This window comes from Streptomyces sp. NPDC127097, assembly GCF_042724075.1.
GTDB lineage: Bacteria > Actinomycetota > Actinomycetes > Streptomycetales > Streptomycetaceae > Streptomyces.
The window spans coordinates 76,399-100,301 of sequence record NZ_JBHXFI010000024.1; the positions used below are offsets into that span (position 1 = coordinate 76,399).

The window sequence follows — 23,903 nt, forward strand, 5'->3', positions numbered from 1 at the left end:
TGCTCGGTACTGTTCGTGGCTATTTCTTCATGCGAACGGTTTTCGTCGAGCGCGTTTCGAGAGTCATCTCGTCCGCCTCGGCGACCTTCGCCTTCAGTCGCACAGTACCGGTCGCCGTATCGACGACGTCCACCACCTTCGCAAGGAGTTTCGCAGTCCCCTCGTTCCCCGAGGCACCGGCCAGTTGTACCGCGCGGCCCAGTTTCGCCAAGGCACCATCGGTATCGCCCGACTTGCGGGCATCGAGCCCCTGTTGGATGACTTGGGCCAGTTCCGCCTGGCCGGTGTAGTGCGCCACCTGCGGATGGATCGCCGTGGCGGCGGCCACATCGTCCGTCCACACGGCCCGTACGAGGCCCTGCGACAGGGGCTGCGGCGGCCGCCGCGCGGGGTCGCCGTCCGGCGTGGAAGTGATCAACGAGACCCGGCCGGCCAGCATTTCCCGGCCGATCCCTGCGGCCGGTACCCGGAGGCAGAGGTGATAGTCGCGGGACTCGTCGCCCCAGGAGCCGGTCGGGTAGTCCGCCGACCGCGGACCGGACTCCCGGCGCCGGCCGGTCAAATCCGCCACGGAGGGAGCCACTTGCCGGACGAAGACGGTCTCGGCGCCCAGCGGTGTCCACAGCCGCAGGCCGACGTCGCCGATCTCCTTGCCCATCGCCGTCTCCATCATCCGCGTGAAGTCGGCGGCCAGCCCGGCCGGATCGGCGACGATATCGGCGGTGCCCAGCAGCGCCGCGGCGACGGCGGTGACCTCCTTGACCTCCCAGTCCGTGCCGACACCGCGGGCGTCGCAGGTGAACGCCCCGGAGCAGGCGTCCAGGGCGGCCCGCAGCTCGCTCGGCGACTCGTGCTCGTTGCGGCCGTCGGTGAGCAGGAGCGCGTGCCGGATACCGAGCTCGGCGGACGCCAGCAGCCGGCCGGTCAGCCGCAGCCAGCTGCCGATGGCCGTGCCGCCGCCCGCGGTCAGGGTGCGCAGCGCCTCCTTCGCCTGCGCACGGGTGGCCGCCGTGGCCACGGCCAGCCGGCCGCCGCCGGGGTAGACCTCGACGGCCCGGTGATTTCCGGCCACCACAGCGAAGCGGACCCCGTCGCGCACGGTGTCGAGGGCGGCGGCCGTCGCCTCCCGGGCGCCGCGCAGCTTCGCCGGCGGATGGTCCATCGACCCGGACCGGTCCACCATGATCACTACGCCGGCGGCCGGCCCGCCGGTACCCGCCGCCGGCACCGGCCGGCCCCCGGTCGAGCCGCCGCCGGTCGCGGTGACCGTGATGATGGCGTGGACCTCCCGCCCGCCCTCGGGGAGATAGGGGTTCTGGTACACCTCGGCGGAGAAACGCGGCACCCGGGACTTGGCGAAATTGGCCATCCGTTCCGCTCCTTGAGACGCCGTAACCGGTCGGTCGGTACACGTGGTGCGTCGTACACGGCGCGGCGCGCGCGGCGGCATACGGGCGGGGGTGCGCCGCGCCGCGCACCCCCGCCCCCGCCCGTCGGCGGTGCGCCGGTCAGGCCGGGGCCGGCTGCCCCGCCGGTGCCGGGAACGGCACCAGCGCCACGGTGACGTTGTCGTGCCCGCCGCCGTCGAGGGCGTGGGTGACCAGGGTGCGGGCACCGTTCAGCGGCCTGGCGGGGGCGTCGTACGGCAGCACCGCGGCCATCTGCTCGGCGCTCTCGGCGTAGTTCCACAGCCCGTCGGTGCACACCACCACGACACCGGGCCCGTCCGGCTTGAACGTCGCGGTGTGCGGCTCGACCTCGTACGCGTCCGCGCCGAGCCAGCCGGTGATGGCGTGCGCCCGCTCATCGGCGTTCGCCTCGGCCTCGGACATCAGGTTGTTGGCGACCATCTGGGCGGCCCAGGAGTCGTCCTCGGTGAGCCGGGCGGGCGGCGCCGTACGGTCGTTGGGGATCCAGTAGGCGCGGCTGTCGCCGACCCAGCCGACGGTCAGCAGGCCGCCGCCGACCACCGCACCGACGAAGGTGCAGGCCGGGGCGTTCTGCTGGCGGTGCTCGTCATGGGCCAGGGACGGGTCGGTGGCGAGCGCGTCGACCGCCGAGGAGGCCGCCAGGATGGCGTCGTGCATGGCCTGCGCGGGGTGGGTACCGCGCGGCAGGGACGCCCGCAGCGCCTCCCCGGCGGCCTCGGACGCCGCCGTGGACGCCTCGTCGGGGCGGGTCGCCGAGGAGACTCCGTCGCAGACCACGGCAACCACGGCGGGGGTGCCGTCCGGCAGCGCGGCGGCCCGGAGCGCGAAGAAGTCCTCGTTGCGGTGGTGCCGGTGGCCCCGGTCGCTGACCGCCGCGATGCCTCCCACCTCGTACTCCATGTGGTCGCGGGCGCGCGGCCGGGCGTGGCCGCAGTGCGTGCAGTAGCCCTCGGCGTCCACGGCGCCGGACCGGCAGACGGTGCAGACGACGGTGCCCCGGGCGGGTGTCCCGGTGGCGACGGCGGCGCCGGACGGGCCTTCTGGCGCGGCGGGCGCCACCGGCCCGGGGGCGGGCACACCGGGTTCCGCGGCGGGAGCCCCGGCTTCCGCGGCCGGTGCCACGGGCGCCGCGGTCGGTGCCACGGGCTCCGCGGCGGGCACCCCGGAGGGCGGGCCGGCGCCGGCTGCCGCCGCGTCGGCGACCGCCTCGTATCCGGCGACCCGCGGGTCCGCGGGCGGCGGGGCGCCGTCCACCGGCGGGTGGCCCGGCATCGGCGGCACGCCGGCGCCCTCGTACGGGAGCCGGGCCTGCGGGTCCGGAGGCGGCGGCCCGGCCGGGGCGGTACCGGCGGCCGGGGCGGGCGCCGGGGGCGGCCCGGGAGGCGCCGGCGGCGGGGGCGGTACGGCGGCCGCGCCGGGCGCGGGCGGAGCGCCGTACGCCGACGGTGCGGCGGGCGCCAGAAGTTCGGCGCCGCACCGCCCGCAGAAATTGTCCCCCGCCTCGAGCGGTTCGTCACAGCCCGGACACCGGGACGGCCCAGTCACACCCATGTCACACCCACGTCCTGGGGCGGAAGCGGTTGGCCCGTTCCACCAGTTCGATCCTTTTCTCACCACGCTGTGCCAGCCGTGCCAGCAGCCGGTACGACCGCTCCAGGCCGAAGCGCAGACCGCGCTCCTCCAGCGGGCTGCCGAGCAGCGCCGGCCGCTCGGCGGCGGTCGCCGCGACGTCCGGCCCGGCACCGTGGCTACCGGAGATTACCCAGTCCAGGGCGCTGCCCAGTACCTCGGTGGTGAGTTGTTCCCGGCGCTCGGTGTCCAGACCGAAGTACCCGAGCGCCTCGACCTGTTCGGCGGCGGCCCGAAGATCCGCCAGCAGCGGATCGCGGGGCGGCCGCTGCCGCAGCCGGGCGCGGACCGCCGCGATCCGCGCCGCGATGTAGTGGATGGACGACTCCGGCACGGACTCCAGTGCCGCGACCGCGCCACCGCGGTCGCCCGTCGCCAGCCGCACCCGGGCCAGCCCGAACGCGGCGCTGACATAGCTGCGGTCGGTCGCCCACACCAGGCGGTAGTACTCCAGGGCGTTGTCCAACTGGCCCAGCAGCTCGGCGCAGATGCCCAGCGCCAGCTTCGGCGCCGGTTCCCCCGGGAAGGCGTCGTAGACCGCGTCGAAGGCCAGCGCGGCGCTCTCGCGGTCGTCGGTCGTCAGCGCCACCAGGCCGCGGTGCCACACCACCCGCCAGTCCGCGCCCCAGGTGGCGGGCTCGGCCCCGCCCCGCCTCGCGGCGGGCCACCGCCTGGCGGGCTCGGCCGCGAGGGTCTCCAGCACCTCGTGTGCCGCCGCACCGTCCCCCGCCTCCAGACGGGCGCGCAGCTCCCGCAGCCGGAGCTCCGGGGAGTCGTCGGGCGCGGCGCGCAGCGCGGCCAGGAGCTCGGCGGGCCCGGCGGCCGGCAGCCCGGCCAGCAGCCCGGCGTTGACGTCGCCCGGATCGACCCGCGGCACCGGTAGCGCGAGGGCGGCGCCGGCCACGTCCAGGGGGCGCAGCAGCGGCCCGCCGGCGGGCGTCTCCCCCGCGCGCGCCAGCGCCGCGCCCCGCGCGCCCAGCAGCGAACTGTCGCCGTCCGCCGCGGGCATCAACTCCGTGTCCGTCACCCGGAGTTCGGCCCCGAACAGGGTCGACGGCGCGGGGCGCGGCTCGCCCGACTGGAGCGCCACCACCTCCCGCAGGACCCCCGTCAGCTGCTCGGCCATCTCCTCCGCGGAGGAGAACCGGCGCGCCCGGTCCGGGTCCGTGGCGCGCACCAGCAGCCGGTAGAAGGACTCATAGGCGCGGAACACCTCGATGTTGTCCGGATCCGGCAGGGAGTCCGCGAAGATGTTCGTGTAGCCCTGGAAGTCGAAGGTGAGGACGGCGAGGGTGCGCGCGACGGTGTAGAGGTCGGAGGAGACCGACGGGCCCAGCGTGGCGATCTCCGGCGCCTGATAGCCGATCGTGCCGTAGATCGGGCTCACGTGGTCGTCCATCCGGCGCACCGCGCCCATGTCGATCAGCTTGAGCTGATCGTGCTGCTGGATGGCGTTGTCGACCTTGAAGTCGCAGTAGAGGTAGCCCCGGCTGTGCAGATGGCCGAGCGCCTCCAGCGCCTCGATGCCGTACGCGCACGCCTGCTCGACGGGCAGCGGATCGCGCCTGCCCAGCGGGGTGCGCCGCTCGTTGGCGAGGTCCTTGAGCGACTTGCCGCCGACGTACTCCATGACGATGTAGCCGTCGCGGCTGCCCGTCGCCCGGTCGAGATGCTCCACGAAGTTGTAGATCCGCACGATGTTGGCGTGCTCGATCTCGGCGAGGAAGCGCCGCTCGGACACCGCCACCGTCAGCGCCTCCGCATCACCGGTGTCCAGCAGCCCCTTGAGCACCACCCACCGGTCGGAGACCGCATGGTCCGTCGCCAGATAGATCCAGCCGAGCCCGCCGTGCGCCAGACAGCCCACGACCTCGTACTGGTCGTGCACCATGTCACCGGGCCGCAGCTTGGGCACGAAGCTGTACGGATGGCCGCACTTGGCGCAGAACCCTTCCGTGCGGCCCTGCTCCGCCCCGCGCGTCCGGCCCACCGGCGCCCCGCAGTCCGCACGGCTACAGAACCGCTTGCGCTCGGGGACCTCCGGATGCTCCAGCACCGCCGTCCGCGGATCGGGCCGCGGCACCTCCGGCACCGCCACCAGCCCGGCGCCCAGCCGCCCGCGCGACGGCCCGGACGACGCACCGCTGCCCGGGCCGGGCCCCGAGCCGCGCCCCGACACCGCCGAGACGCCGCGCGCCCGGCCCCCGCCGGAGCCCGCGCGCGAGAGCCGGCCGGACACCGAACGCCGGGACGCCGACGGGCGGGCCGACGGCGCACTGCCCCCGGAGGCCCGTCCGGACGGCACGCCGCCGTCCGGCGCGGGGGCGGGGGAGGGGACCGTCAGCAACGCCCCGGCCGCCTCCCGCGCGGCCGTGCCACCCGCCGACACCCGGCCCGTCAGGCCCGTGGGCGACGACGACAGCAGACCGCCCGGCGAGACCACCGGCGCCAGACCGCACAGATCGCAGTAGCGCTCCCCGCCGCCGACATCCTCGTAACTGCCCGCGCAGTCCCGCCGCTGGCAGCTCTCGCCCGCCCGCTCCGTCACGATTCGCCCCGCCCCTCCAGCTGCTGCGGAACCAACGCCTCCGCCGCCGCCTGCTGATAGCGCCACACCGCCTGCTCGGCCGCCCGCAGATCACACGGCGCGCTCCACAGCATCCGGCGCGCGAGGTCGTACCGCTCCGTCAGCAGCGGATCCGCCGCCATGCCGTGACGCGCGACCTTCGCCCGGTACGCGTCCAGCCGGCCCCGCAGCTCGGCGCGCACCGCCAGCGGCGCGGTCACCGCCGTCAACGATTCGCGGGCCCGGTGGAGTTCGTCCTCCGCCCGCTCCTCCAGACTGTCCAGCAGCGGGGAGAGCCGGTGCCACTGCGCCCGCCTGCGGAAGTCGGCCGCCGCCGCCAACTGCTCGTGCAGCGCCGTCGACGGACCGCTGACCGCGGGCACCTCCGACGCGGCGATCTTCGCCAGCACCTCGCCCCGGGCCTGCCGCGCCTCGGTCAGCGTACGGTCCGCCCGCGACAGCACGTCCCGCAGCTGCATCAGCCGCCGCTCCGCGTCCTGCCGCACGTCCAGCACCGCCGCCACCTCCCGCCGGATGTCCTCCAGCGCACGGGCCGCACGGTCATAGCGCGCGGTGTCCGGCCGGCCCCCGCCCGGCGCCGAACTCCCCGTCGACGACGACACCCAGAACGCCAGCGGATCCGCGATCACCCGTTCCCGCAGCCGCAACAGCTCCTCCGTGATCCGCTCCAGATCGTCCCCCGCCGGATGCTCCCCGGGCCGCACCCCCACCGAATGCGCCAGCGAACGCGTCCGCTGCAACTCGGCCGACAGCAGGTCTATACGGGCCGGCAGCGCCGACCAGACCGCGTCGGCCGCCACGATGACGTCCAGCGACCGCGCGTACAGCCCGTTCATCCGCGCGACGAGCCCCTCCAGGCTGAACCGCTCGCCGGGCCGGGCCGGGCCGTCCTCCGGAGCACCGTCCGCCGCGGCCGCACCCGGCACCGTCACCCCCTCGCCGTGCAGCAGCTCGGTCAGCTCCGCCAGATCCTCGGCGGACGGCCAGCGGCGCCGCTCGCGCAGCTCACGCGCCGACTCCAGGGCGGCGGTGTACGCGTCGAACAGCGACCACAGGACCGTGATCGACCGTTCCGCGGCGGCCCAGCGTTCCTTGGTGGTGCCGGACAGCTCGGCGCCCTCCAACAGGCGGCGCCCCGCGTGATCCTGCAACGCGAGCAGCGAGGTCTCGATCGCCTCGTACTCGGCACCGAGCCGCGCCAGCGCGCGATCCACCTCCTCCCGGTCCGCCACCGGGGCATCGGGCCTCCCCGGAGAGCCGGGGAAGGGTCCAGGGACCCCCATCGATCACCTCTCCAATACGCGTACGATGCACGGCGGTTGCGGCGACCCCGTAGCCGCTCGCGGTCTGCTCCTCCCGTCTCCACCTCCATAGTGACCTCATCCGGCCGCTCCATGGGGCGATCGGTCGCACACCGCTCCTTGGGGCGATCAGTCGCTGTACTCCGGCGACGGCGGCCCCGATATGCCCGGCAGATCGGCCTGAAGCCACTTGCGGTACGCCCGCATCCAGGGGCTGTCCGCGCCCCCGTCGCCCCGGTAGTCGTCCAGGACCTTGTTGACCCGCCGCACCAGATCCGTGTCGCCCTTGTTCATCGCCACGCCGTACGGCTCGTCCGTGAACGGCCGCCCCTTCAGCTCCACCGCCGGATCCTGCGCCGCCTGCGCCGCGGCCAGCGCATTGTCCGTGACCACCGCATCCGCCTCACCCAGCTGAAGCCGCACCAGACAGTCCAGCTGATTGGGCACCGTCAGCACCTGCGCACCGTGCCGTTGCGCCGACAGCTCGCTCTCGCCCGTCGAACCCGCCGCCGTGCACACCCGCTTGCCCCGCAGCGAATCGTCGAACGCCGCGATCTTCGACGCCTTCGGGGCCAGCACCTGCTGTCCCCCCTGGAAATACGCCGTGGAGAAGGCCACCTGTTCCTTGCGCGCACAGTTGATCGTCATCGTCCGCACCACCAGGTCGACCGTGCGCTTCTGGAGCGCCGGAATCCGCTGGCTGGTCGGCACCGCCTTGAAGACCACCTCGGGATGCGGCCCCAGGATGTCCTCGGCGACCGCCCGCGCCAGATCGATGTCGAATCCCGCCAGCTCACCGGTCACCGGATCGCGGTACCCCCACCGGTAGGTGTTCTGGTCGACCCCGACGACCAACCGGCCCTTCTCCTTGATCCGCGACACCGCCGCACCGTCCTCCGACGACGGCCGCAGACTCTCCGCGGCGTTCCGCGCCGTGCACTTCGCGACCGCCGGCGCGGCCCCCGGCCCGTACGCCCGGTGCGTCACCGCCGGCGCCGCCGCACCACCACGGCCGCGCCCGGCCTCCCCGGCGGCCCCGCCCAACGCCGGCACCAGCACCGCCGCGGCCGTCGCCATCACACACATCCCCGCCGCGACCGGCGCCAGGACGGCACGCAGATTCAGCAGTCCTCGCGCGCGCATCCCCATCTCCCCCTCACCCGGCTCCCTCACCGGTACTCCGCCAGCCTGCGCCCGATCCCCAGCACCGCGCCCAGCGCCCCGAGCCCCGCCAGCGCCCCGGCCCCCACCGGCAGCCCGCGCAGCGCCGCACGCCCCCCGTCCGCCGCCGACCGGAACTCCGCCTGCTCATGCACCAGCGCCCGCTCCAGCCCGGCGGCCACCCGGTCGAAGGACTCCCCGGTGGAGCCCTCCGCGCCGATCACCTTGGCCAGCGCCCGGTCGTAGTCACCGCCCTCGTCCGCCGCCCGCGCCTGCGCGTGCCGCGCCTGCCACTGCCGGACCTGCGTCAGCGCCACCCGCACCGGACGCCGCCCCGCCTCGTCGTCCGCCAGCACCAGCGCCGCTCCCAGCCTGCTCCGCGCCGCCGCCGCACCGTGGTCCCCCGCACCCACCAGCTCCGTCATCCCCGAGCGGAACCCGGCCTCGTAGAAATCCTGCTTGCCGTCGGTCAGCACCGCACCCCGCGCCACCAGCGTCAGATTCTCGTCCCCCCGCGCCCGCAGCGCGGCGATCCGCGCCTCGTTGAGCACCCGCAACGACCGCGCACCGTGCTCATACGACCCCGTCAGCCCCCCACGCGCCACCGTATGCCCCGCCACCAGCCACCCCAACACCACCAGGGAAGCGGCCGTCGCCGCCAACAGGCCCCGGTTGAACACCCGGTTGGTCCGCCGGTAGTGCCGCCGCTGCGCCCACCCCAGCGCACCGAGCGCCACCACCCCGGCCGCCAGGGCCCACCACGGCCACGCCTTGGCCGTGGCGTAGTCCGCGGCCAGCCGGTCCGTCTCCGCGTCGTACAACGCGCGGGCCGCCGGGAGGAGTTCCGTCCGCATCTGCTCATGCGCATAGCGCAGATACGCGCCGCCCAGCGGCAGCCCCTGCCTGTTGTTGGCCCGCGCCGTCTCCACCAGCCCCGTGTAGCGCGGCAGTCCGCCGTTGAGCTTCGCGATCTGCGCGCCCGCCCCGTCCGAACCCGCGCTGTTCGCCGATGCCTTGACCAGCAGCGCGGCCGCCGTCCTGATATCGGCGGCGTACCGCTCACGCGTCGCCCGGCTCTCCTCGCCCCCGGCCAGGAAGCCCGCCGCGGCCGTCGTGTCGGCATCCGCCAGCGAACGGTAGAGACTCGCCGCGTCCGCGGTCAGCGGCTGACTGTGCTCGACCACGTCCTCCGCGGCCGCCGACCGGTCCGCCACCTGCCAGGCCGTGACCGCACCGAACAGCACCACCAGCAGGGCCAGTACGGCACCGATCACCCGCAGTCGGCCCGGCTCGGTCGTCGCCGTGGCGCGCAGTTCGTCCAGTCCCTCGGCCCAGGCCGTCCGGCGCCCCGCGGCAGGCGGTGACACGCTGCTGGTCGACACGGAACCTGAACCTCCCCCTGGGGCGCTGACGGCGGGACCGGCCCCCGCGCACAGCGCCCGGGAGCGCTCACGAAAGGGACAGGTGCATGGGCAGCAGTATGTCCGGAGCCGCTGACACCCACACCGCTAATGCCCCGATCTTGTTCGGATCGCGATCCACGAACCGGCCCGTCGCACCGCCGCGCCCCGCATTACAGTGGGCGGAGAGACATCAGACATCAGGTGTTACCGGACTCCGGATGCCGCACCGAAGGGGGAGTGATCTCGTGCAGTCGGTCCGCAAGGGCAGGGTGTCGCTCGTGGAGACCGCGACCGACGAGATCCGCGGCCAGATCGTGAACGGCACCTGGCCGGTCGGCAGCCGCATCCCGCCCGAGAGCGCGCTCTCCGAGACCCTCGGAGTCAGCCGCGCCTCGGTCCGCGAAGCCGTCCGCTCCCTGGTGCACTCCGGCCTCCTGGAGCCCCGGCAGGGCGACGGCACGTTCGTGATCTCCGACGACGACAGCGCCGTCGCCCTCCGCCGCCGCCTCGAACGTGCCGAATTCAGCCATGTCACCCAGGTCCGCCAGGGCCTCGACGTGGTCGCCGCCCGCCAGGCCGCCAAACACCGTACGGACGCCCAACTCGCCGGCATCGAAGCCGCACTGGCCCGCCGCAAGGCCGCCTTGGCCGCGCACGACAGCGAGGCGTTCACCGCCGCCGACGCCGAGTTCCACGTCCTGGTCGCCGAGGCCGGTGACAACCCCGTCCTCGCCGACATCTACCGCTCCCTCAGCGCCGCCCTGCGCGAGGAACTCCGCCGCGCCGCCTGCCTGGACACCGCCACCGCGGCCCCCGCCGACCCGCACTCCCGCCTGGCTGACGCCATCCGCGCCCAGGACCCGCAGGCCGCCGTGGACGCCGCCGTCCTCCTCCTCGCCGGCCACGTACGGGACCTTGCCCTTCCGCTGGACGACTGAGCGCGGGCCGCCTGGGCGATTGACCCCGGCCCGCTCGGACGACTGCCTCCGGCTCGCCTGGGGGACTGCCGCCGGCCTGCCTGGGCAACTCCCCGGCCCGCCCGCCGTGCGCACCGACGACGGCGCGCGCACCCCTCCTCACGCCCCCCGCTTCGCTCCCACGCGCCGCTGCGCCGCCCACCCCTCTCTGGCTACGCTGAGTGACGAAGGTTGATCCCCGCCCCAGCGACCGGCACGGGTCCGCCCGTGCCCGACACCATCCGGAGGTATCGCCATGCGACGCATGAAAAAACTCCTCGGTCACCGCCCCGCCGCCCCGCCCGACGCCACCCCCACCTCGGACAATTCCCCGTCGGGCAGAGGCTTCCTGACCATCGGCGGCACCACATACATCGACCCCCACGGCAGCTATCCCCTCACCCATCACCTGGACGGCTCCGCCACGCTGATCGTCAACGACACGGATCAGTACGTCACTGTCGTCACGGAGCGCGATCGAGGACGGGAGCGCGGGCGGGATCGGGGGCGCGGGTGTGATCATCGTGATCCACCCTTGATCGCGGCCCGGGAGGGGCCTGCGCCGGGGGAGGCCGCTGCGTGGGGGCAGGGCACTGAGTCGGGCCGCGGCCCGGTACGGGGACATGGCCTGGGCCGGGACCTCGTGCTTGCCCCCGGGGAGCGCGCGGAGACCTGGCGGGGGGACAGCGTGCGGGTGGGGTGAGGCGGAGGCGGGGGGCTGGGGAGGGGTGGGGGAGGGGGAGGCCCCCTAAGGGGAGCGGGCCCAAAGCCCAAGCCCCATCGCCCCCGCCCCGAAACGCCCGCACCCCACCCCACCCCACCCCAGCCCCCGACCCCGCACTCCCTACCCCCAAGCGCCCCTGACCCGCCCATAAGCCTCCGCATGTGCTCCGGCCCGGTCCAAGGTGTCGAGGGCGGCGCCCAGTACGGGTGGGGCGGTCACCACGTGGGGGAGGGCCTTGGGGGCGTGCTGTGTGAGGAGTTGGGTGAGGTGGTTGTGGAGGAGGGGGTGGCGGGCGGTCAGGACGCCGCCGCCGAGGATGACGGGGGTCGGTTCGTCGAGGAGGCCGAGGCGGTCCAGGGCGACGCGGGCCAGTAGGGCGATCTCCTCCGCCTGGCGGGTCACGAGGGTGCGGGCGATGCGGTCGCCGGCGGTGGCGACGGCGAAGAGGACCGGGGGCAGTTCGTGGCGGCGGTGGGCGGGGATCTCGTGCAGGTGGAGTGCTTCGATCAGTTCCCGCATGGTGGTCAGGCCGAAGTGGGCGGGCAGCGCGCGGGCCAGCTCCGTCGGTGCGCCACGGCCGTCCTCGGCGCGGGCCGCGCACCACAGAGCCTCGTCGGCGAGGTGCGCACCGCCGCCCCAGTCGCCGGAGATCCGGCCGATGGCCGGGAAGCGCGCGGTGGCCCCGTCGCGTCCGAGGCCGACGCAGTTGATGCCGGCCCCGCAGACGACGGCGACGCCCACCGGCTCCCCGCCGTCCGGCAGTCCGGCTCGCAGCAGGGCGAAGGTGTCATTGCGGACGGTCACGGTTCCCGCCCACCCCCGGCGCGCGATCTCGGCGGTCAGCCGGACCTCCTCGACGGGGAGGTCGGCGTTGGCGAGAAAGGCCGAGAGGTGGTCGACGGGGCCGGCCGCCCCAGCCGCCCCGACGAGTCGCGGCGCTTCAGCCGCTCCGACCACCCCACCAGGCCCCACTGCCCCGACAGCCCTCGCCACTCCGACCAGTCCGGCCTCGGCCAGGACAGTCGCCACCAGCGGGGCCAGTGCGTCGACCGCCCGTTCGGCGCCCACCGTCGGTGGCTGGAAGCCGCCGCCGCGGGCCGTTGCGAGGATGGTGCCGTCCGTGGTCACCAGTGCCACGTCGGTCTTGCTGTTGCCCGCGTCGATGGCGAGGGCGATGCCCGTCAGGCCCACGGCAGGTGCTCCCGGTTGTGCGCGATCAGTTCGTCGGTGAGCCGGTCCGCCTGGTCGAGCTGGCCGATGAGGGGGTGGGCGAGGAGGGCGGAGAAGACGGCCCGGCGGCCCTCGGCGTGGCCGGTGTCGCGGCCGGTGGCGCTCAACAGTGCTGCTTCCAGGGCGAGTTGTTCGTAGGCGGTGACGTGGGCGACCAGTCCGGCGTACTGCGGTTCCAGGGGGCGTACGGGGAGGGGCGTGGCGCCCGTCGCATTCACGGTCGTGGGGACCTCGATCACCGCGTCGTCGGGGAGGAAGGGGAGAGCGCCGTCGTTTCGGGTGTTGACGATCTGGGTGTCGCCGGTGTCGCGCAGCAGCGACGCGGTCAGCGCCACCGCGGCCTCCGAGTAGTAGGCGCCGCCGCGCCGGGACAGCAGCTCCGGTTTCTCGTCGAGTGCCGGGTCGCCGTACAGGGTGAGAAGCTCCCGTTCGATGGCGGCGACCTCCGCGGCGCGGGATGGTTTGCTGCGCAACTCCCGTACTACCGCGTCGTGTTGGTAGTAGTAGCGCAGATAGTAGGAGGGGATGGCGCCGAGGTGGTCGAGGAGGGCGCGGGGCATCCGTAGTTTGGCGGCGAGGGTGTCGCCGTGTGCGGCCAGCAGTTCGGGGAGGACGTCCTTGCCCGCGACGCGTACGGACCGTTCCCAGGTGAGGTGGTTGAGGCCGATGTGCTCCAGCGCGACCTGGCCGGGGGCGACGCCCAGCAGGGTGGCGAAGGTGCGCTGGAAGCCGATGGCGACGTTGCACAGGCCGACGGCCCGGTGGCCGTGGGTGAGCAGCGCCCGGGTGACGATGCCGACGGGGTTGGTGAAGTCGACGATCCAGGCAGCGGGGTTGCGGCGGCGGACCCGTTCGGCGATGTCGAGGACGACGGGGACGGTGCGCAGCGCCTTGGCGAGGCCGCCGGCGCCGGTGGTCTCCTGGCCGACGCAGCCGCACTCCAGCGGCCAGGTCTCGTCCTGATTGCGGGCGGCCTGGCCGCCCACGCGCAGTTGCAGCAGGACGGCGTGGGCGCCGTCGATACCGGCGTCCAGGTCGCCGGTCCAGGAGATCCGGCCCGGGTGCCCCTGTTTGGCGAAGATGCGCCGGGCCAGTCCGCCCACCAGCTCCAGCCGCTCCGTGTCCGGGTCGATGAGGACGAGTTGCTCCAGCGGCAGCAGATCACGCAGCCGTGCGAAGCCGTCGATGAGTTCGGGGGTGTAGGTGGAGCCGCCGCCGACCACGGCGAGCTTGATACGGGGGTGCGGGGTGCGTCCCTGGGGAGACGGCATACGGATCAGCCCTTCACTCCGGTGAGCGTGGCGCCTTCGACGAAGGCGTTGGGAACGAGCGGTGCGGAGACGGCCGGCGCCATGGAAGGCCGGATACGTCTCCGCACGAGTGGCATGGCGGACTTCCTTGATGGCGGCGGGAGTCGGGGAGGCGGGGAGATGGCAGCCGCCCGGCCACCCGCCCCGCCGCCGGCCCTCAGCCCGTCTGGAATACCGCGTCGCGCGCCGCGGCGAGCGCTGTCCGCAGGGCGCCGAGGAGGATCGGATCGCCGTCCAGGTGGCTGAGGCGCAGGGCGGGGCGGGGCAGTGCGAGACCGGTGAACTCCTCCTCGACCAGGGCGCGCAGGGCCTCGCCACCGCCCCGGGCGACCTCGCCGGAGAGCACGATGAGCTGGGGGTCGACGACCGCCACCACGGCGGCCAGCCCGGTCGCCAACCGCCGCGCGACCTCGGCGCGCACCGCGTCGTGCGCCAGTGCTTCGGTGACCGTACGGACGTCGGAGGACCCGCGCTCCCGGCCCAGTTGGATGACGCTCGCGGCGCCGACCAGCCGCTGGAAGCCGCCGCCCGCGTCCGGCCGGGCGGCGTCGCGTGCGCCGCCCCGGGCCAGCGGGGCGCCGGGCAGCGGCATATAGCCGATCTCGCCCGCGCCGCCGGTGGCGCCGCGCAGCAGCCGCCCGCCCAGCACGAGGGCGGCGCCCACTCCCTTGTCGGCCCACACCAGGACGAAGTCGTCGAAGCCCTGGGCGGCCCCGTCGTACCGTTCGGCGACCGCCGCAAGATTCACATCATTTTCGAGTGTGACCGGCATGCCCAGCGCCTCGGCCAACTCCTCCTTCAGGGCCCGCGCGTGCCAGTCCGGCAGGTGAGGTGCGTAGCGCAGCCGTCCGGTCCGCGGGTCCAGTGCGCCGGGCGTGCCGATGACCGCCCCGTGCAGCCGCTCGCGCGCCAGCCCGGCCTTGGCCAGCGCCCCGTCGACGGCCCGCGCGACCAGTTGGGCGGTCCGGTCCGGCGCGTCGCCGGCGAACGCGTCGCTGCCGGCCCGTTCCTCGCCGAGCACCTGCCCGGTGATGTCCGCGACCGCGGCGGTGACCCCCAGCTGATCGACGGCCAGTGCGGCGATATGCGCCGCCGCCGGGTTGATCTCGTACAGCTGCGCACTGGGGCCCGGCCGCCCGGTCTCGTTGCCGGTGGTCCGCACCAGCCCCGCGGCCTCCAGCCGGGCCAGCAGCTGCGAGGCGGTGGGCTTCGACAGCCCGGTCAGCTCCCCGATCCGGGTACGGGTCAACGGGCCCTGCGACACCAGCAGATCGAGCGCGGCCCGGTCGTTCATGGCCCGCAGCACCCGCGGCGTCCCTGGGACCCCCGGGATTCCCGGCACCGACTGCCCATCGGACACGACGTCCCCCGTTCACCGGTGGCCGGGGCGACGACCGCCCAGCCTCTGTTAAGAAACCTTCCCAACGATCCGACAGGAAGGTAGGCCCCGGCCCGTCACAGCGTCAACGGGCCGAGCGGGGGAGCGACTCAAGGAACCTGGCGCGTCAGCCAGGCGACAACGAAACTGGGCCAGCCAGCCAGCCAGCCCACAACAAAGCTGGGCAGTCGGCCAGGCGACAACAAAAACCGGCCGGCCATTCGCCAACAAAAAAGGGAAGAGGCGCACCGACACCCTCATCGGTACGCCCCTCCCCCTCTCACGGGAGCCCTCAGACACTCACCACCCGGCTACCCGGCCACCCGGCTACCCGGCCACCCGGCTACCCGGCTACCGGGCGACCGGCCACCGGCCCGCTACTTCCCCACCTTGGACGGCGAAGCGATCGGATTCGCCGCCAGGGACTGCGGGGACAGCGGGTTGTTGAGGGCCGAGGGGGCGGCCATGCCGGCGGTGGGGTCGGTGGCCTCCGCTTCCTCGTCCTCGGGGAGCGGGCGCGGGGCGAGGTCGACGCCGGCCGCGTCCAGGGCGTGCTTGATGCGCCAGCGCAGCTCGCGCTCCACGCCGAGGGCCTTGCCGGGCATGGTCTTGGCCGCGACGCTGATGGTGACCGTGTCCAGGTGCACCTCGCTGAGGCCGAGCACCTGCACCGGCTCCCACAGCTGCTCGTTCCAGGGCTCGGACTTCGACATCTCCTCACCGGCGGTGGTGATGGTGTCGCGGGCGCGCTGGAGATCCTGGTCGGCGGCGATCACCACATCGACGGCGGCCGTGGACCAGCCCTGGCTGAGGTTGCCGATCCGCTTGACCTCGCCGTTGCGGATGTACCAGATCGCGCCGTTGGGGCCGCGCAGCTTGGTGACGCGCAGGCCGACCTCGATGACCGTCCCGGTGGCGACCCCGGCGTCGATCTCGTCGCCGACGCCGTACTGGTCCTCCAGGATCATGAAGACGCCGGAGAGGAAGTCGGTGACGAGGTTGCGGGCGCCGAAACCGATGGCGACACCGGCGACACCGGCGCTCGCCAGCAGCGGCGCCAGGTTGATCTTCAGGACGGAGAGCACCGTCAGGGCGGCCGTGCCCATGATCACGAAGGAGGCGACGCTGCGCAGCACCGAGCCGATGGCCTCGGAGCGCTGCCGGCGTCTCTCGGCGTTGACGAGCAGTCCGCCCAGCGCGGTGCCCTGGGCGGCGGCCGCGGTGCGGTTCATCCGCTCGATGAACTTGGTGATGGTGCGGCGAATCACATGCCGCAGCACCACCGCGATCACCAGGATCAGCAAGATTTGCAGGCCGGACGTGAGCCACGTCCCCCAGTTCTCCTGCACCCAGCCGGCGGCGTTGGTGGCCTTCTCCGTGGCGTCGTCGAGCGAAGTCGGGCCGGAGGAGCCGGGTGTGGCGGCGCTCAGGTGCGCGGCAGCGGCCGGCGAAGCGGACCAGAACACAGTCGAACCTTCCGTGTGGGACAGCAGACCCGGGCCTCGGTGGGACCCCAGGGACCGGGCAGACCAACCACACTAACGGGGCAAGGAGAACGGTCCGCGCTCTTGTTCGAACGGGCAGGTTTTGCGCGGGCCGGAAAGAGCGGGATCCGGACAGCGGCGCGAGGGGTGTGGTGGAAAACACCTCCGGGCCGTTACTCGGTCATGGTGGCGCTCCGACCAGGCAGCGGGGGACACTGTGGGGAGATCGTCCCGGCGCGAGCCACGCGCCGCCGGCGTACAAGGAGGCACCCGTGCCGCATGTCCTGGTCCTCAACGCGTCGTACGAGCCGCTCGGCGTCGTACCGCTCCGCCGCGCGCTCATCCTCGTCCTCAATGAGAAGGCAGTCAGCCTCGAGGAATCCGGCGCCCTGATGCACAGCGCGACCCGCGTGATCCCTGCTCCGAGCGTGGTCCGCTTGAAGCGGTTCGTGCGGGTGCCCTTTCGTGGCCCCGTGCCCCTGACCCGCCGGGCGCTGTTCGCCCGTGACGGCGGGCGCTGTATGTACTGCGGTGGCGTCGCAACCAGCGTCGACCACGTCATCCCGCGCAGCCGCGGAGGTCAGCACACCTGGGAGAACGTCGTCGCCGCCTGCCGGCGCTGTAATCACGTCAAGGCCGACCGCCATGTCGCCGAGATCGGCTGGCGGCTCCGGCATCAGCCCGCCCCGCCGTCAGGACTGGCGTGGCGGATCATCGGTACGGGCCATCGTGACCCGCGCTGGCTGCCGTATTTGCAGCCGTACGGCGCGGATGACGCCCTGGCCCGGATCGACGCCGTATCGGCGTAGGTCCGGGATTTTCCGTCCGGGGGCCGTGGGGGCAGCGCCGTGCGCGCGGCTCCCCACGGCCCCCGGACGCGTTCAGTGCGTGTTCTTGCCGCGCGGCTCCTGCACCGCGTACGCCTCCACCGACCACAGCGAGTAGCCGAAGCGGGTGGCCCGCTTGTCGCCCTGGATGCGGACGAACCGGGCGTCCTTGGCATCCATCCGGACGGACTCCCGGCCGCCCTTGCCGTCCCGGACCGTGGCCGCCGTGCGCCAGGTGCGGCCGTCCGGCGAGACCTGGACGCGGTAGCCGGCGGCGTAGGCGTCCTGCCAGTGCAGCACGAGCCGGCCCAGGCGGGTCGGGTGGGCCAGCGCGAACTGGAGCCAGGCGCCGTCCTCGGCGGTGGACGACCAGCGGGTCCCCGGATCGCCGTCGGTGGCCGCCGAGGCCGGGAAGTCGGGCGTCTCGTCCCCGGAGGAGGTGGCGACGGTGCCGCGCGCCAGGTCCTTGCCGCCGGTGCGCGGATAGGTCCGCACGGTCAGCGTCTGCTCCGCGCCGCCGAAGGTGACCGGGATCTCGTACGTCCCGGAGGGCGCGTCCTCGGGGACGTCGACCGTGATGCGGACCGTGGCGGTGCCGCCGCGCGGGGCGGTGACCTCGTCCGGGGCGTGCACGGTGAAGCCCTTGGGCGCCTTGACCGTCAGCTTCTCGTGGACGTCGGAGGGGCGGCGGGAGTAGATCCGGGCGTCCACCGTGGTGCTGTCGCCGGGCTGGGCGTCCACCTCCTTGCGGGACAGTTCGAGCCCGGCCGGCTCGGTGTCGTCGAACCAGGGGGTGAGCGCCTTCACGGACGGGGCGTCCGCACTGTTCGCCCAGGTCAGCCGCACCGCGTCGGCACGCAGCCGCGGGGTGTGCGACTCCGTCCAGCCGGTGGCGGAGAGCCGGCCCAGGCGGCGCCAGCCCTCGCCGGGGACATGCGCCTCCAGGGACACGGCGCGCGCGGCGGCGCCCGGCTCGGTCAGGGCGGTGACCGCGGCCAGCCGGCGGGCCCGCTCGAAGGGGACGGTCAGGGACCTCGGGCCGGCGTCCTCGTCGTGCCGGGGGGTCTCGTGGCGGGCGCCGGTCCAGGCGTCGGCCTCGGTCATCGCCCGCTCCAGGAACGGTGCGAGCACCCCCTTGCCGACCGTCGCCGGGCTGCGCGCGATCTCCTTGCGCAGCCGCTGCGCGGTGCGCTGGGCTGACCAGGCGGTGCCGCCGTCGTCGTGGGCCTGCGCCATCAGCGTGTCCACGGCGTGCGCGCCGGCGGTGCCGTAGCGGGCCAGTTGCTCGGCCCAGGGCCGGACTTCGGCGGCCAGATCCGGGTTCAGGTCGTCGGGTGCGCTGCTCATGGTCCGGAACGCGGTCCGCAGCGTCCGGGCCGCCTTGGCGAGGTCCGCGTCCTGGCCGGGCCGGCCGTGGTTGGTCGCCTTCTCGCGGGCCGCCCAGAAGCGGTTGATCAGCACCCGCAGATACTTCGACTCGCTCTGGTCCAGCACCGAGGAGGAGTCGTTGCCGGCCAGCGCCCGCAGCGCGGCCCGGGCCCGGGGGTCGCTGCCCGCCAGGTCGTCGACGGCCGCCTCCCAGGACTCCGCGGGGCGGTAGTCGCGGGGGTTCCACGCATAGTCGGCGGCCGTGAACAGCGGGATCCGGGAGGCGAGCGGCTGCTCCATGGCGTTGGCGAGCAGCGCCGAGGAGCCGGTGGCGACGGCCGGCTCACGGCCGCGGTAGGGGCCGAGGAAGATGCGGTCCTGGGCGTAGTCGTTGACCGGATAGTTGTCCATGGTCACCAGCGGGTGGCCGAACGCCTGGCGGGCGGTGGACAGCTCCGTGCCGGTGATGGTCCGCGGGACCACCCCGATGCCGGTCCAGGCCACCTCGACCCGGTCGCCGAGCGCGTCGGAGAGCGCGCTGCGGTACGCCGTCGAGCCGTCCTGGTAGTACTCGGTCGGCATCAGCGACAGCGGCGCGGCCTCCGGGTGCCGCTCCGCCAGGTGCGCGGCGAGCGCGTTGGCGATCTTGGCCTGCGCGGTGGCCGCGGCCCGCGGGCCGGAGCCGAAGGTGTCCTGGTCGGCGTCGCAGTGCCATTCGCTGTAGCTGACGTCCTGGAACTGGAGCTGGAAGGAGCGCACGCCCAGCGCCCACATCGCGTCCACCTTGCGCCGCAGCGCCCGCAGGTCCTCCTCGGACGAGTAGCACAGCGCCTGGCCGGGCGCGAGGGCCCAGCCGAGCGTGACGTGGTTGGCGCGGGCCCGCTCGGCCAGCGCCCGGAAGTCGTCGCGCTGCGCGGCCGGGTAGGGCTCGCGCCAGCGGGCCTGGCGGTACGGGTCGTCGCCGGGCGCGTACAGATAGTGGTTCTGCTTGGTGCGCCCCATGAAGTCCAGCTGGGCCAGCCGCTGCGGCCGGCTCCACGGCTGCCCGAAGAACCCCTCGGTGGTGCCGCGCACGGCCGTACCGGGCCAGTCCCGCACGGCCACCGAGGCCAGCTGCGGCTTCCGGCCCGCCCGTCGCCCGCCACCGCCCCGGCCGGAATCGCTGCGCGATGCTTCCTGTTGATCGCCCTCGGTGACCAGCTGCCGCAGCGTCTGCGCGGCGTGGAAGAGGCCGTCCGGGCCGACGCCGTCCAGGGCGACCGTGTCCCGGCCCGCGACCTGGCCCACGGCCAGCCGGTAGCCGCCGGAGGGCAGGTCCCCGCGGGCCGGTGCCCGCAGCGCCCGCAGCGCGTCCGCGGCCGGCCGGCCGCCGGCCCGGATCACCGGCCCGTCCGCGGGCAGCGGGTCGCCGGGCGCCAGCGTCCGCACCGTGCGCACCCCGGCGTCACGCAGCAGCCCGCGCAGCACGTCCAGGGCGTAGGGATCGGTGTCCGGCGCCGCCACCAGCGCCGCCTCGCCGGTGAGGGGCACGGGGGCGCCGAGCTCCTCCATCGACTGGGGGCGCGGCCAGACCGCGGGCGTGCGCCCCGCGCCGGCCGGGCGGTCCGGTTGCTCGGGCGTGCCGATGGCGGGGTCCGCGGGCGCGGCCTGGGCGCCGGGCGCCCCGCCGAGCAGCCCCCCGATGACGGCGGCGGCCAGTGCGGTGGTCCCCGCCACCCGCGCGCGAGTGCCCGCGCCGCCGCCCTTGCCGCCCCTACCGATCTTTCCGACGCTCCATACGCCCCGGCCTCGCACGGCTGCTCCTCGTCCCCGTCCATCACTCGCCGGTCCGCACCGGCGCCCCATTTCCCCGCCGATGCCCGTTCGGACAGACCTTCGGCCGTGAGCCCACCATTGTGGCGGTCAGGGTGTCAATAAGGCCATGGCGGTGTCCCCTACGACGTCATACGTACGGCTTTCGCCGGGTGCCGCGGGCGGGGGTGCGCGGGGGTGGACGGTCCGCAGGAATTCCGTCGCGGGGCCCGCTTTCTCCGTCTTCTCTGCGCCTGCCGGTGTCCGCCGCAGTGAAATCGCCTGCGTGGGGGATAATGAGACGTGGGTCACGTTTCGTGAGCAGATACGTCTGCGATCGTGTCGAGTGGGTAGGGCCCACGTGTCCCACTACCGATGAACGGGAGGCCCTCGTGGCCGCATCCGCTCAACTGCTCCTCGACGCTCTGTCCTCCAAACCGGGAGGTGCGACGATGGAGCCCGATCTCTTCGACGGGGTGTCCGACCCCGATTCCGGCCTCGACGGCTCCGGCTCCTACAGCTTCGTCGAGCCGCCACTGACCAGCGAGCCCCCGCTCGCCGACGCCGCACCACTGACCAGCGAGGTCCCGATCGCCGCCGAGCTGCCGCTGACCAGCGAGCCGACGGCCGCGGGCATGGGCACGGAGTCCATGGAGGTCTGAGGACCCATGGGCCGCGCGCGGCTCGCCCGGCTGCACGGCGTCGCCACGTCGTACGCACCCGCGCCGGGTACGAGCGTCCCGATCGCCGACGACACCGTTGTCGCCGTGCTCGCCGCATTAGGAGTCGACGCCTCGACCCCGCACGCCGTACGCACCGCCCTGGCCGCGTACGAGGACGACGCGCGCCGTGCCCTGCTCCCCCGCACCGTCGTCGCCCGGCCCGACCGGCCACCCGACCTCGCGCGTCTCCCCGAAGGCACCGTCCTCCGGGTCGAGACCGGGGCCGGTGAGGCCGCGGACCTGGGCGCGCCCGATCCGGCGGCGCTCGCCCGGCTGCCCCTGGGCGTCCATGTACTGGAGGCCCGGGCCCCCGGCGGCCGTACCTCCCGCGCCCCGCTGATCGTCGCGCCCGACCGGGTGCCCGTACCCCCCGGCCGCAGCCACGGCTTTCTGGTGCAGCTCTACTCGCTGCTGTCCCGGCGGTCCTGGGGTATGGGCGACCTCGGGGACCTCGCCGAGCTCGCCGCCTGGTCCGGGCGCGCCCTGGGCACCGGCTTCCTCCAGCTCAACCCGCTGCATGCGGCGGTCCCCGGCCCGCCCACCGACCCGTCGCCGTACCGGCCCTCCTCGCGCCGCTTCCCCGACCCGGTCCATCTGCGGATCGCACACATCCCGGAGTACGCCCACCTCGCCGGCGCCGCGCGCTTACGGGCCGACGAGCTGGCCGCCCGCGCCGACGCGCTCCGTTCCGGGGTGCTCGAACGGGGCGCGCTGATCGACCGGGACGCGGTCTGGGCGCTCAAGCGGGAGGCGCTGGAGCTGCTGTGGGCGGTGCCGCTCGGTCCGGGCCGGCGGGCCGCGTACTGCGACTTCCTCGCCGAGCAGGGCCAGGCGCTGGAGGACCACGCCACCTGGTGCGCGATCGCCGAGCGGCACGGTCCGGACTGGCGCGGCTGGCCCGCCGAACTGCGCGACCCACGGTCCCCGGGCACCGCCCGGCTGCGGCACCGGCTGCTGGACCGGATCGACTTCCACTGCCGGCTGGTCTGGCACACCGACCAGCAACTGGCCGCCGCGCAACGGGCCGCGCGGGACGCCGGGATGGCCGTCGGGCTGGTGCACGACCTCGCCGTCGGCGTGCACCCCTCCGGCGCCGACACCTGGGCGCAGCAGGACGCCTTCGCCGCCGGTATGTCCATCGGGGCGCCGCCGGACGCCTTCAACGCCCGCGGCCAGGACTGGGGCCTGCCGCCCTGGCGCCCCGACGCGTTGGCCGCCGCGGGCTACGCCCCCTACCGGGAGCTGCTGCGCGGTCTGCTGCGGCATGCCGGGGCGCTGCGGATCGACCATGTGATGGGGCTGTTCCGGCTGTGGTGGGTCCCGGAGGGCCGGCCGCCGACGGAGGGCGCCTATGTCCGCTACGACGGTGAGGCGATGCTCTCCGTGCTGGCCCTGGAGGCGCGGCGGGCCGGGGCCGCGGTGATCGGCGAGGATCTGGGCACCGTCGAGCCGGGCGTCCGCGAGGCGCTCGCCGCCCGCGGCGTGCTGGGGACCTCGGTGCTGTGGTTCGAGCGGGACTACGGGAACGGGGAGCGGGACGCGGGGAACGGGGCAGCCGCGGGGGACGGGGCGGCCGCGGCCGACGGCTCCGGTGCGGCCGCGGCGCCGGAGGCGGGGGTAGAGGGCTCCGGCGCGGGCCCGGCGGGGGACGCCGCCCCCGCGCGCGACGCCGCCCCCGCGTCCGGCGCCCCGGCCCGCATCCTGGCGCCCGAGGAGTGGCGTAACGGCTGTCTCGCCACCGTCACCACCCACGATCTGCCGACCACCGCGGCCCGGCTGACCGGCGAGGACGTGGCCCTGCGCGAGCGGCTCGGGCTGCTCGCCGGGCCGCCGGAGCGGGAGCGCTCCCGCGCCACCCAGGAACGCACGGAGTGGCTGCGGGAGTTGGTGCGGCGCGGGCTGCTGCCCGAGGGGGCGGGCGACGAGGAGGCGGCGGTCAAGGCCGTGCACCGCTTTCTGCTGCGCACCCCGGCCCGGATGGTCGGCATCTGGCTGCCCGACGCGGTGGGGGACCGGCGCCCGCAGAACCTCCCGGGGACATGGGATGAATACCCGAACTGGCGCCTGCCGATCGCCGGCCCCGACGGCCGTCCGCACACCCTGGAGGAACTGGCCGCCTCGCCCCGACTGCACGCCTTGATGCGGGAGTTGGCGGAGGGGTGCCGCTAGGCCCGGCGCCGGGACACGTCACCGTACGGGCGCGCAGCGGCGGCACCTGGGGGACGCTCGCGCGCGGGACCACTCTCGGGCACCGGCGGATTCTCGCGCTGCCGCGGGCGGGGAGGCCGCCGGTTGTGCCACCCCGGGCGCGCGGGGCGCCGGGGCGTCCGATACGTTGACTTCGTGAGCAACAAGGTCAATAAGAATGTCCTGCGCGCCGGAACCATCACCGCCGGCACCGCGCTGATGCTGCTGATGTCGTCCCCCGCGTTTGCGCTCACCCGCGACGATGGTGACGACCCGGGTCCGGGTCTGAGCGTGATCGAGACGCTCGGCCTCTACGTCGCTTTGCCCATCGTTCTCTTCCTGGTCATCGCCGGGCTGGTCATGGTGGGCGACAAGTCCCACAAGCAGGCCGGGTCCAAGGGCTGACACCGGGCAC

General features: G+C 74.5%; 16 protein-coding genes. 5 read left to right on the top strand and 11 right to left on the bottom strand.

What is annotated here, in order from left to right:
* Positions 1 to 19: 19 nt before the first annotated feature.
* The 6 genes from ACFWJW_RS19700 to ACFWJW_RS19725 all read right to left on the bottom strand — a co-directional run bounded on the left by ACFWJW_RS19700 (position 20) and on the right by ACFWJW_RS19725 (position 9,490).
* A complete protein-coding gene (locus tag ACFWJW_RS19700; protein ID WP_387242633.1) occupies positions 20 to 1,369 on the bottom strand; it encodes a VWA domain-containing protein in 1,350 nt (449 codons plus the stop codon).
* 139 nt (positions 1,370 to 1,508) lie between these two features.
* Positions 1,509 to 2,981, bottom strand: coding sequence for a PP2C family serine/threonine-protein phosphatase (locus tag ACFWJW_RS19705; protein WP_387242637.1), 1,473 nt, complete (start codon positions 2,979 to 2,981; stop codon positions 1,509 to 1,511).
* 1 nt (position 2,982) lies between these two features.
* On the bottom strand, positions 2,983 to 5,610 hold the full coding sequence (locus ACFWJW_RS19710) for a tetratricopeptide repeat protein (RefSeq protein WP_387242702.1): 2,628 nt from the start codon (positions 5,608 to 5,610) through the stop codon (positions 2,983 to 2,985).
* The gene (locus ACFWJW_RS19715) at positions 5,604 to 6,929 is read right to left on the bottom strand and encodes a hypothetical protein (protein WP_387242640.1); all 1,326 of its coding nucleotides are present in this window, start codon (positions 6,927 to 6,929) and stop codon (positions 5,604 to 5,606) included. The genes ACFWJW_RS19710 and ACFWJW_RS19715 overlap by 7 nt, the downstream gene beginning before the upstream one ends.
* A 147-nt stretch (positions 6,930 to 7,076) precedes the next feature.
* Positions 7,077 to 8,090 (bottom strand): glutamate ABC transporter substrate-binding protein, encoded by a 1,014-nt coding sequence (locus tag ACFWJW_RS19720; RefSeq protein ID WP_387242643.1) that lies wholly within the window; start codon positions 8,088 to 8,090, stop codon positions 7,077 to 7,079.
* A gap of 26 nt (positions 8,091 to 8,116) precedes the next feature.
* Positions 8,117 to 9,490 carry a hypothetical protein gene (locus tag ACFWJW_RS19725; protein WP_387242646.1) on the bottom strand — a complete coding sequence of 458 codons (1,374 nt, stop codon included), beginning with the start codon at positions 9,488 to 9,490 and terminating at the stop codon, positions 8,117 to 8,119.
* 266 nt (positions 9,491 to 9,756) lie between these two features.
* Between ACFWJW_RS19725 and ACFWJW_RS19730 the strand changes: the two genes are divergently transcribed.
* A complete protein-coding gene (locus ACFWJW_RS19730) occupies positions 9,757 to 10,449 on the top strand; it encodes a FadR/GntR family transcriptional regulator (protein ID WP_387242649.1) in 693 nt (230 codons plus the stop codon).
* 862 nt (positions 10,450 to 11,311) lie between these two features.
* On the opposite strand, the gene ACFWJW_RS19735 is transcribed toward ACFWJW_RS19730, so the two are convergent.
* From ACFWJW_RS19735 to ACFWJW_RS19750, 4 genes are all read right to left on the bottom strand, one after another.
* Positions 11,312 to 12,382: an N-acetylglucosamine kinase gene (locus ACFWJW_RS19735; RefSeq protein WP_387242652.1), complete on the bottom strand. Its 1,071-nt coding sequence runs from the start codon at positions 12,380 to 12,382 to the stop codon at positions 11,312 to 11,314.
* Positions 12,373 to 13,656 carry a 6-phospho-beta-glucosidase gene (locus ACFWJW_RS19740; protein ID WP_387242705.1) on the bottom strand — a complete coding sequence of 428 codons (1,284 nt, stop codon included), beginning with the start codon at positions 13,654 to 13,656 and terminating at the stop codon, positions 12,373 to 12,375. Before ACFWJW_RS19740 ends, ACFWJW_RS19735 begins: the two co-directional genes overlap by 10 nt.
* A 232-nt stretch (positions 13,657 to 13,888) precedes the next feature.
* A complete protein-coding gene (locus ACFWJW_RS19745) occupies positions 13,889 to 15,025 on the bottom strand; it encodes an ROK family transcriptional regulator (RefSeq protein WP_387242708.1) in 1,137 nt (378 codons plus the stop codon).
* Between the two features lie 461 nt (positions 15,026 to 15,486).
* Complete coding sequence (locus ACFWJW_RS19750) at positions 15,487 to 16,575, bottom strand: mechanosensitive ion channel family protein (RefSeq protein WP_387242655.1); 1,089 nt, start codon at positions 16,573 to 16,575, stop codon at positions 15,487 to 15,489.
* 290 nt (positions 16,576 to 16,865) lie between these two features.
* On the opposite strand from ACFWJW_RS19750, the gene ACFWJW_RS19755 reads away from it, so the two are divergent.
* Positions 16,866 to 17,402, top strand: coding sequence for an HNH endonuclease (locus tag ACFWJW_RS19755; RefSeq protein WP_018088296.1), 537 nt, complete (start codon positions 16,866 to 16,868; stop codon positions 17,400 to 17,402).
* Between the two features lie 72 nt (positions 17,403 to 17,474).
* On the opposite strand, the gene ACFWJW_RS19760 is transcribed toward ACFWJW_RS19755, so the two are convergent.
* On the bottom strand, positions 17,475 to 20,504 hold the full coding sequence (locus ACFWJW_RS19760) for a beta-N-acetylglucosaminidase domain-containing protein (protein ID WP_387242711.1): 3,030 nt from the start codon (positions 20,502 to 20,504) through the stop codon (positions 17,475 to 17,477).
* Positions 20,505 to 20,971: 467 nt separating this feature from the next.
* On the opposite strand from ACFWJW_RS19760, the gene ACFWJW_RS19765 reads away from it, so the two are divergent.
* The 3 genes from ACFWJW_RS19765 (at position 20,972) to ACFWJW_RS19775 (ending at position 23,893) form a co-directional block, all read left to right on the top strand.
* Positions 20,972 to 21,241 carry a hypothetical protein gene (locus tag ACFWJW_RS19765; RefSeq protein ID WP_042154838.1) on the top strand — a complete coding sequence of 90 codons (270 nt, stop codon included), beginning with the start codon at positions 20,972 to 20,974 and terminating at the stop codon, positions 21,239 to 21,241.
* Between the two features lie 6 nt (positions 21,242 to 21,247).
* Positions 21,248 to 23,470 (top strand): 4-alpha-glucanotransferase, encoded by a 2,223-nt coding sequence (gene malQ / locus ACFWJW_RS19770; protein ID WP_387242659.1) that lies wholly within the window; start codon positions 21,248 to 21,250, stop codon positions 23,468 to 23,470.
* Positions 23,471 to 23,644: 174 nt separating this feature from the next.
* Positions 23,645 to 23,893 carry a hypothetical protein gene (locus ACFWJW_RS19775; RefSeq protein ID WP_042154835.1) on the top strand — a complete coding sequence of 83 codons (249 nt, stop codon included), beginning with the start codon at positions 23,645 to 23,647 and terminating at the stop codon, positions 23,891 to 23,893.
* The last annotated feature ends 10 nt before the right edge of the window (positions 23,894 to 23,903 follow it).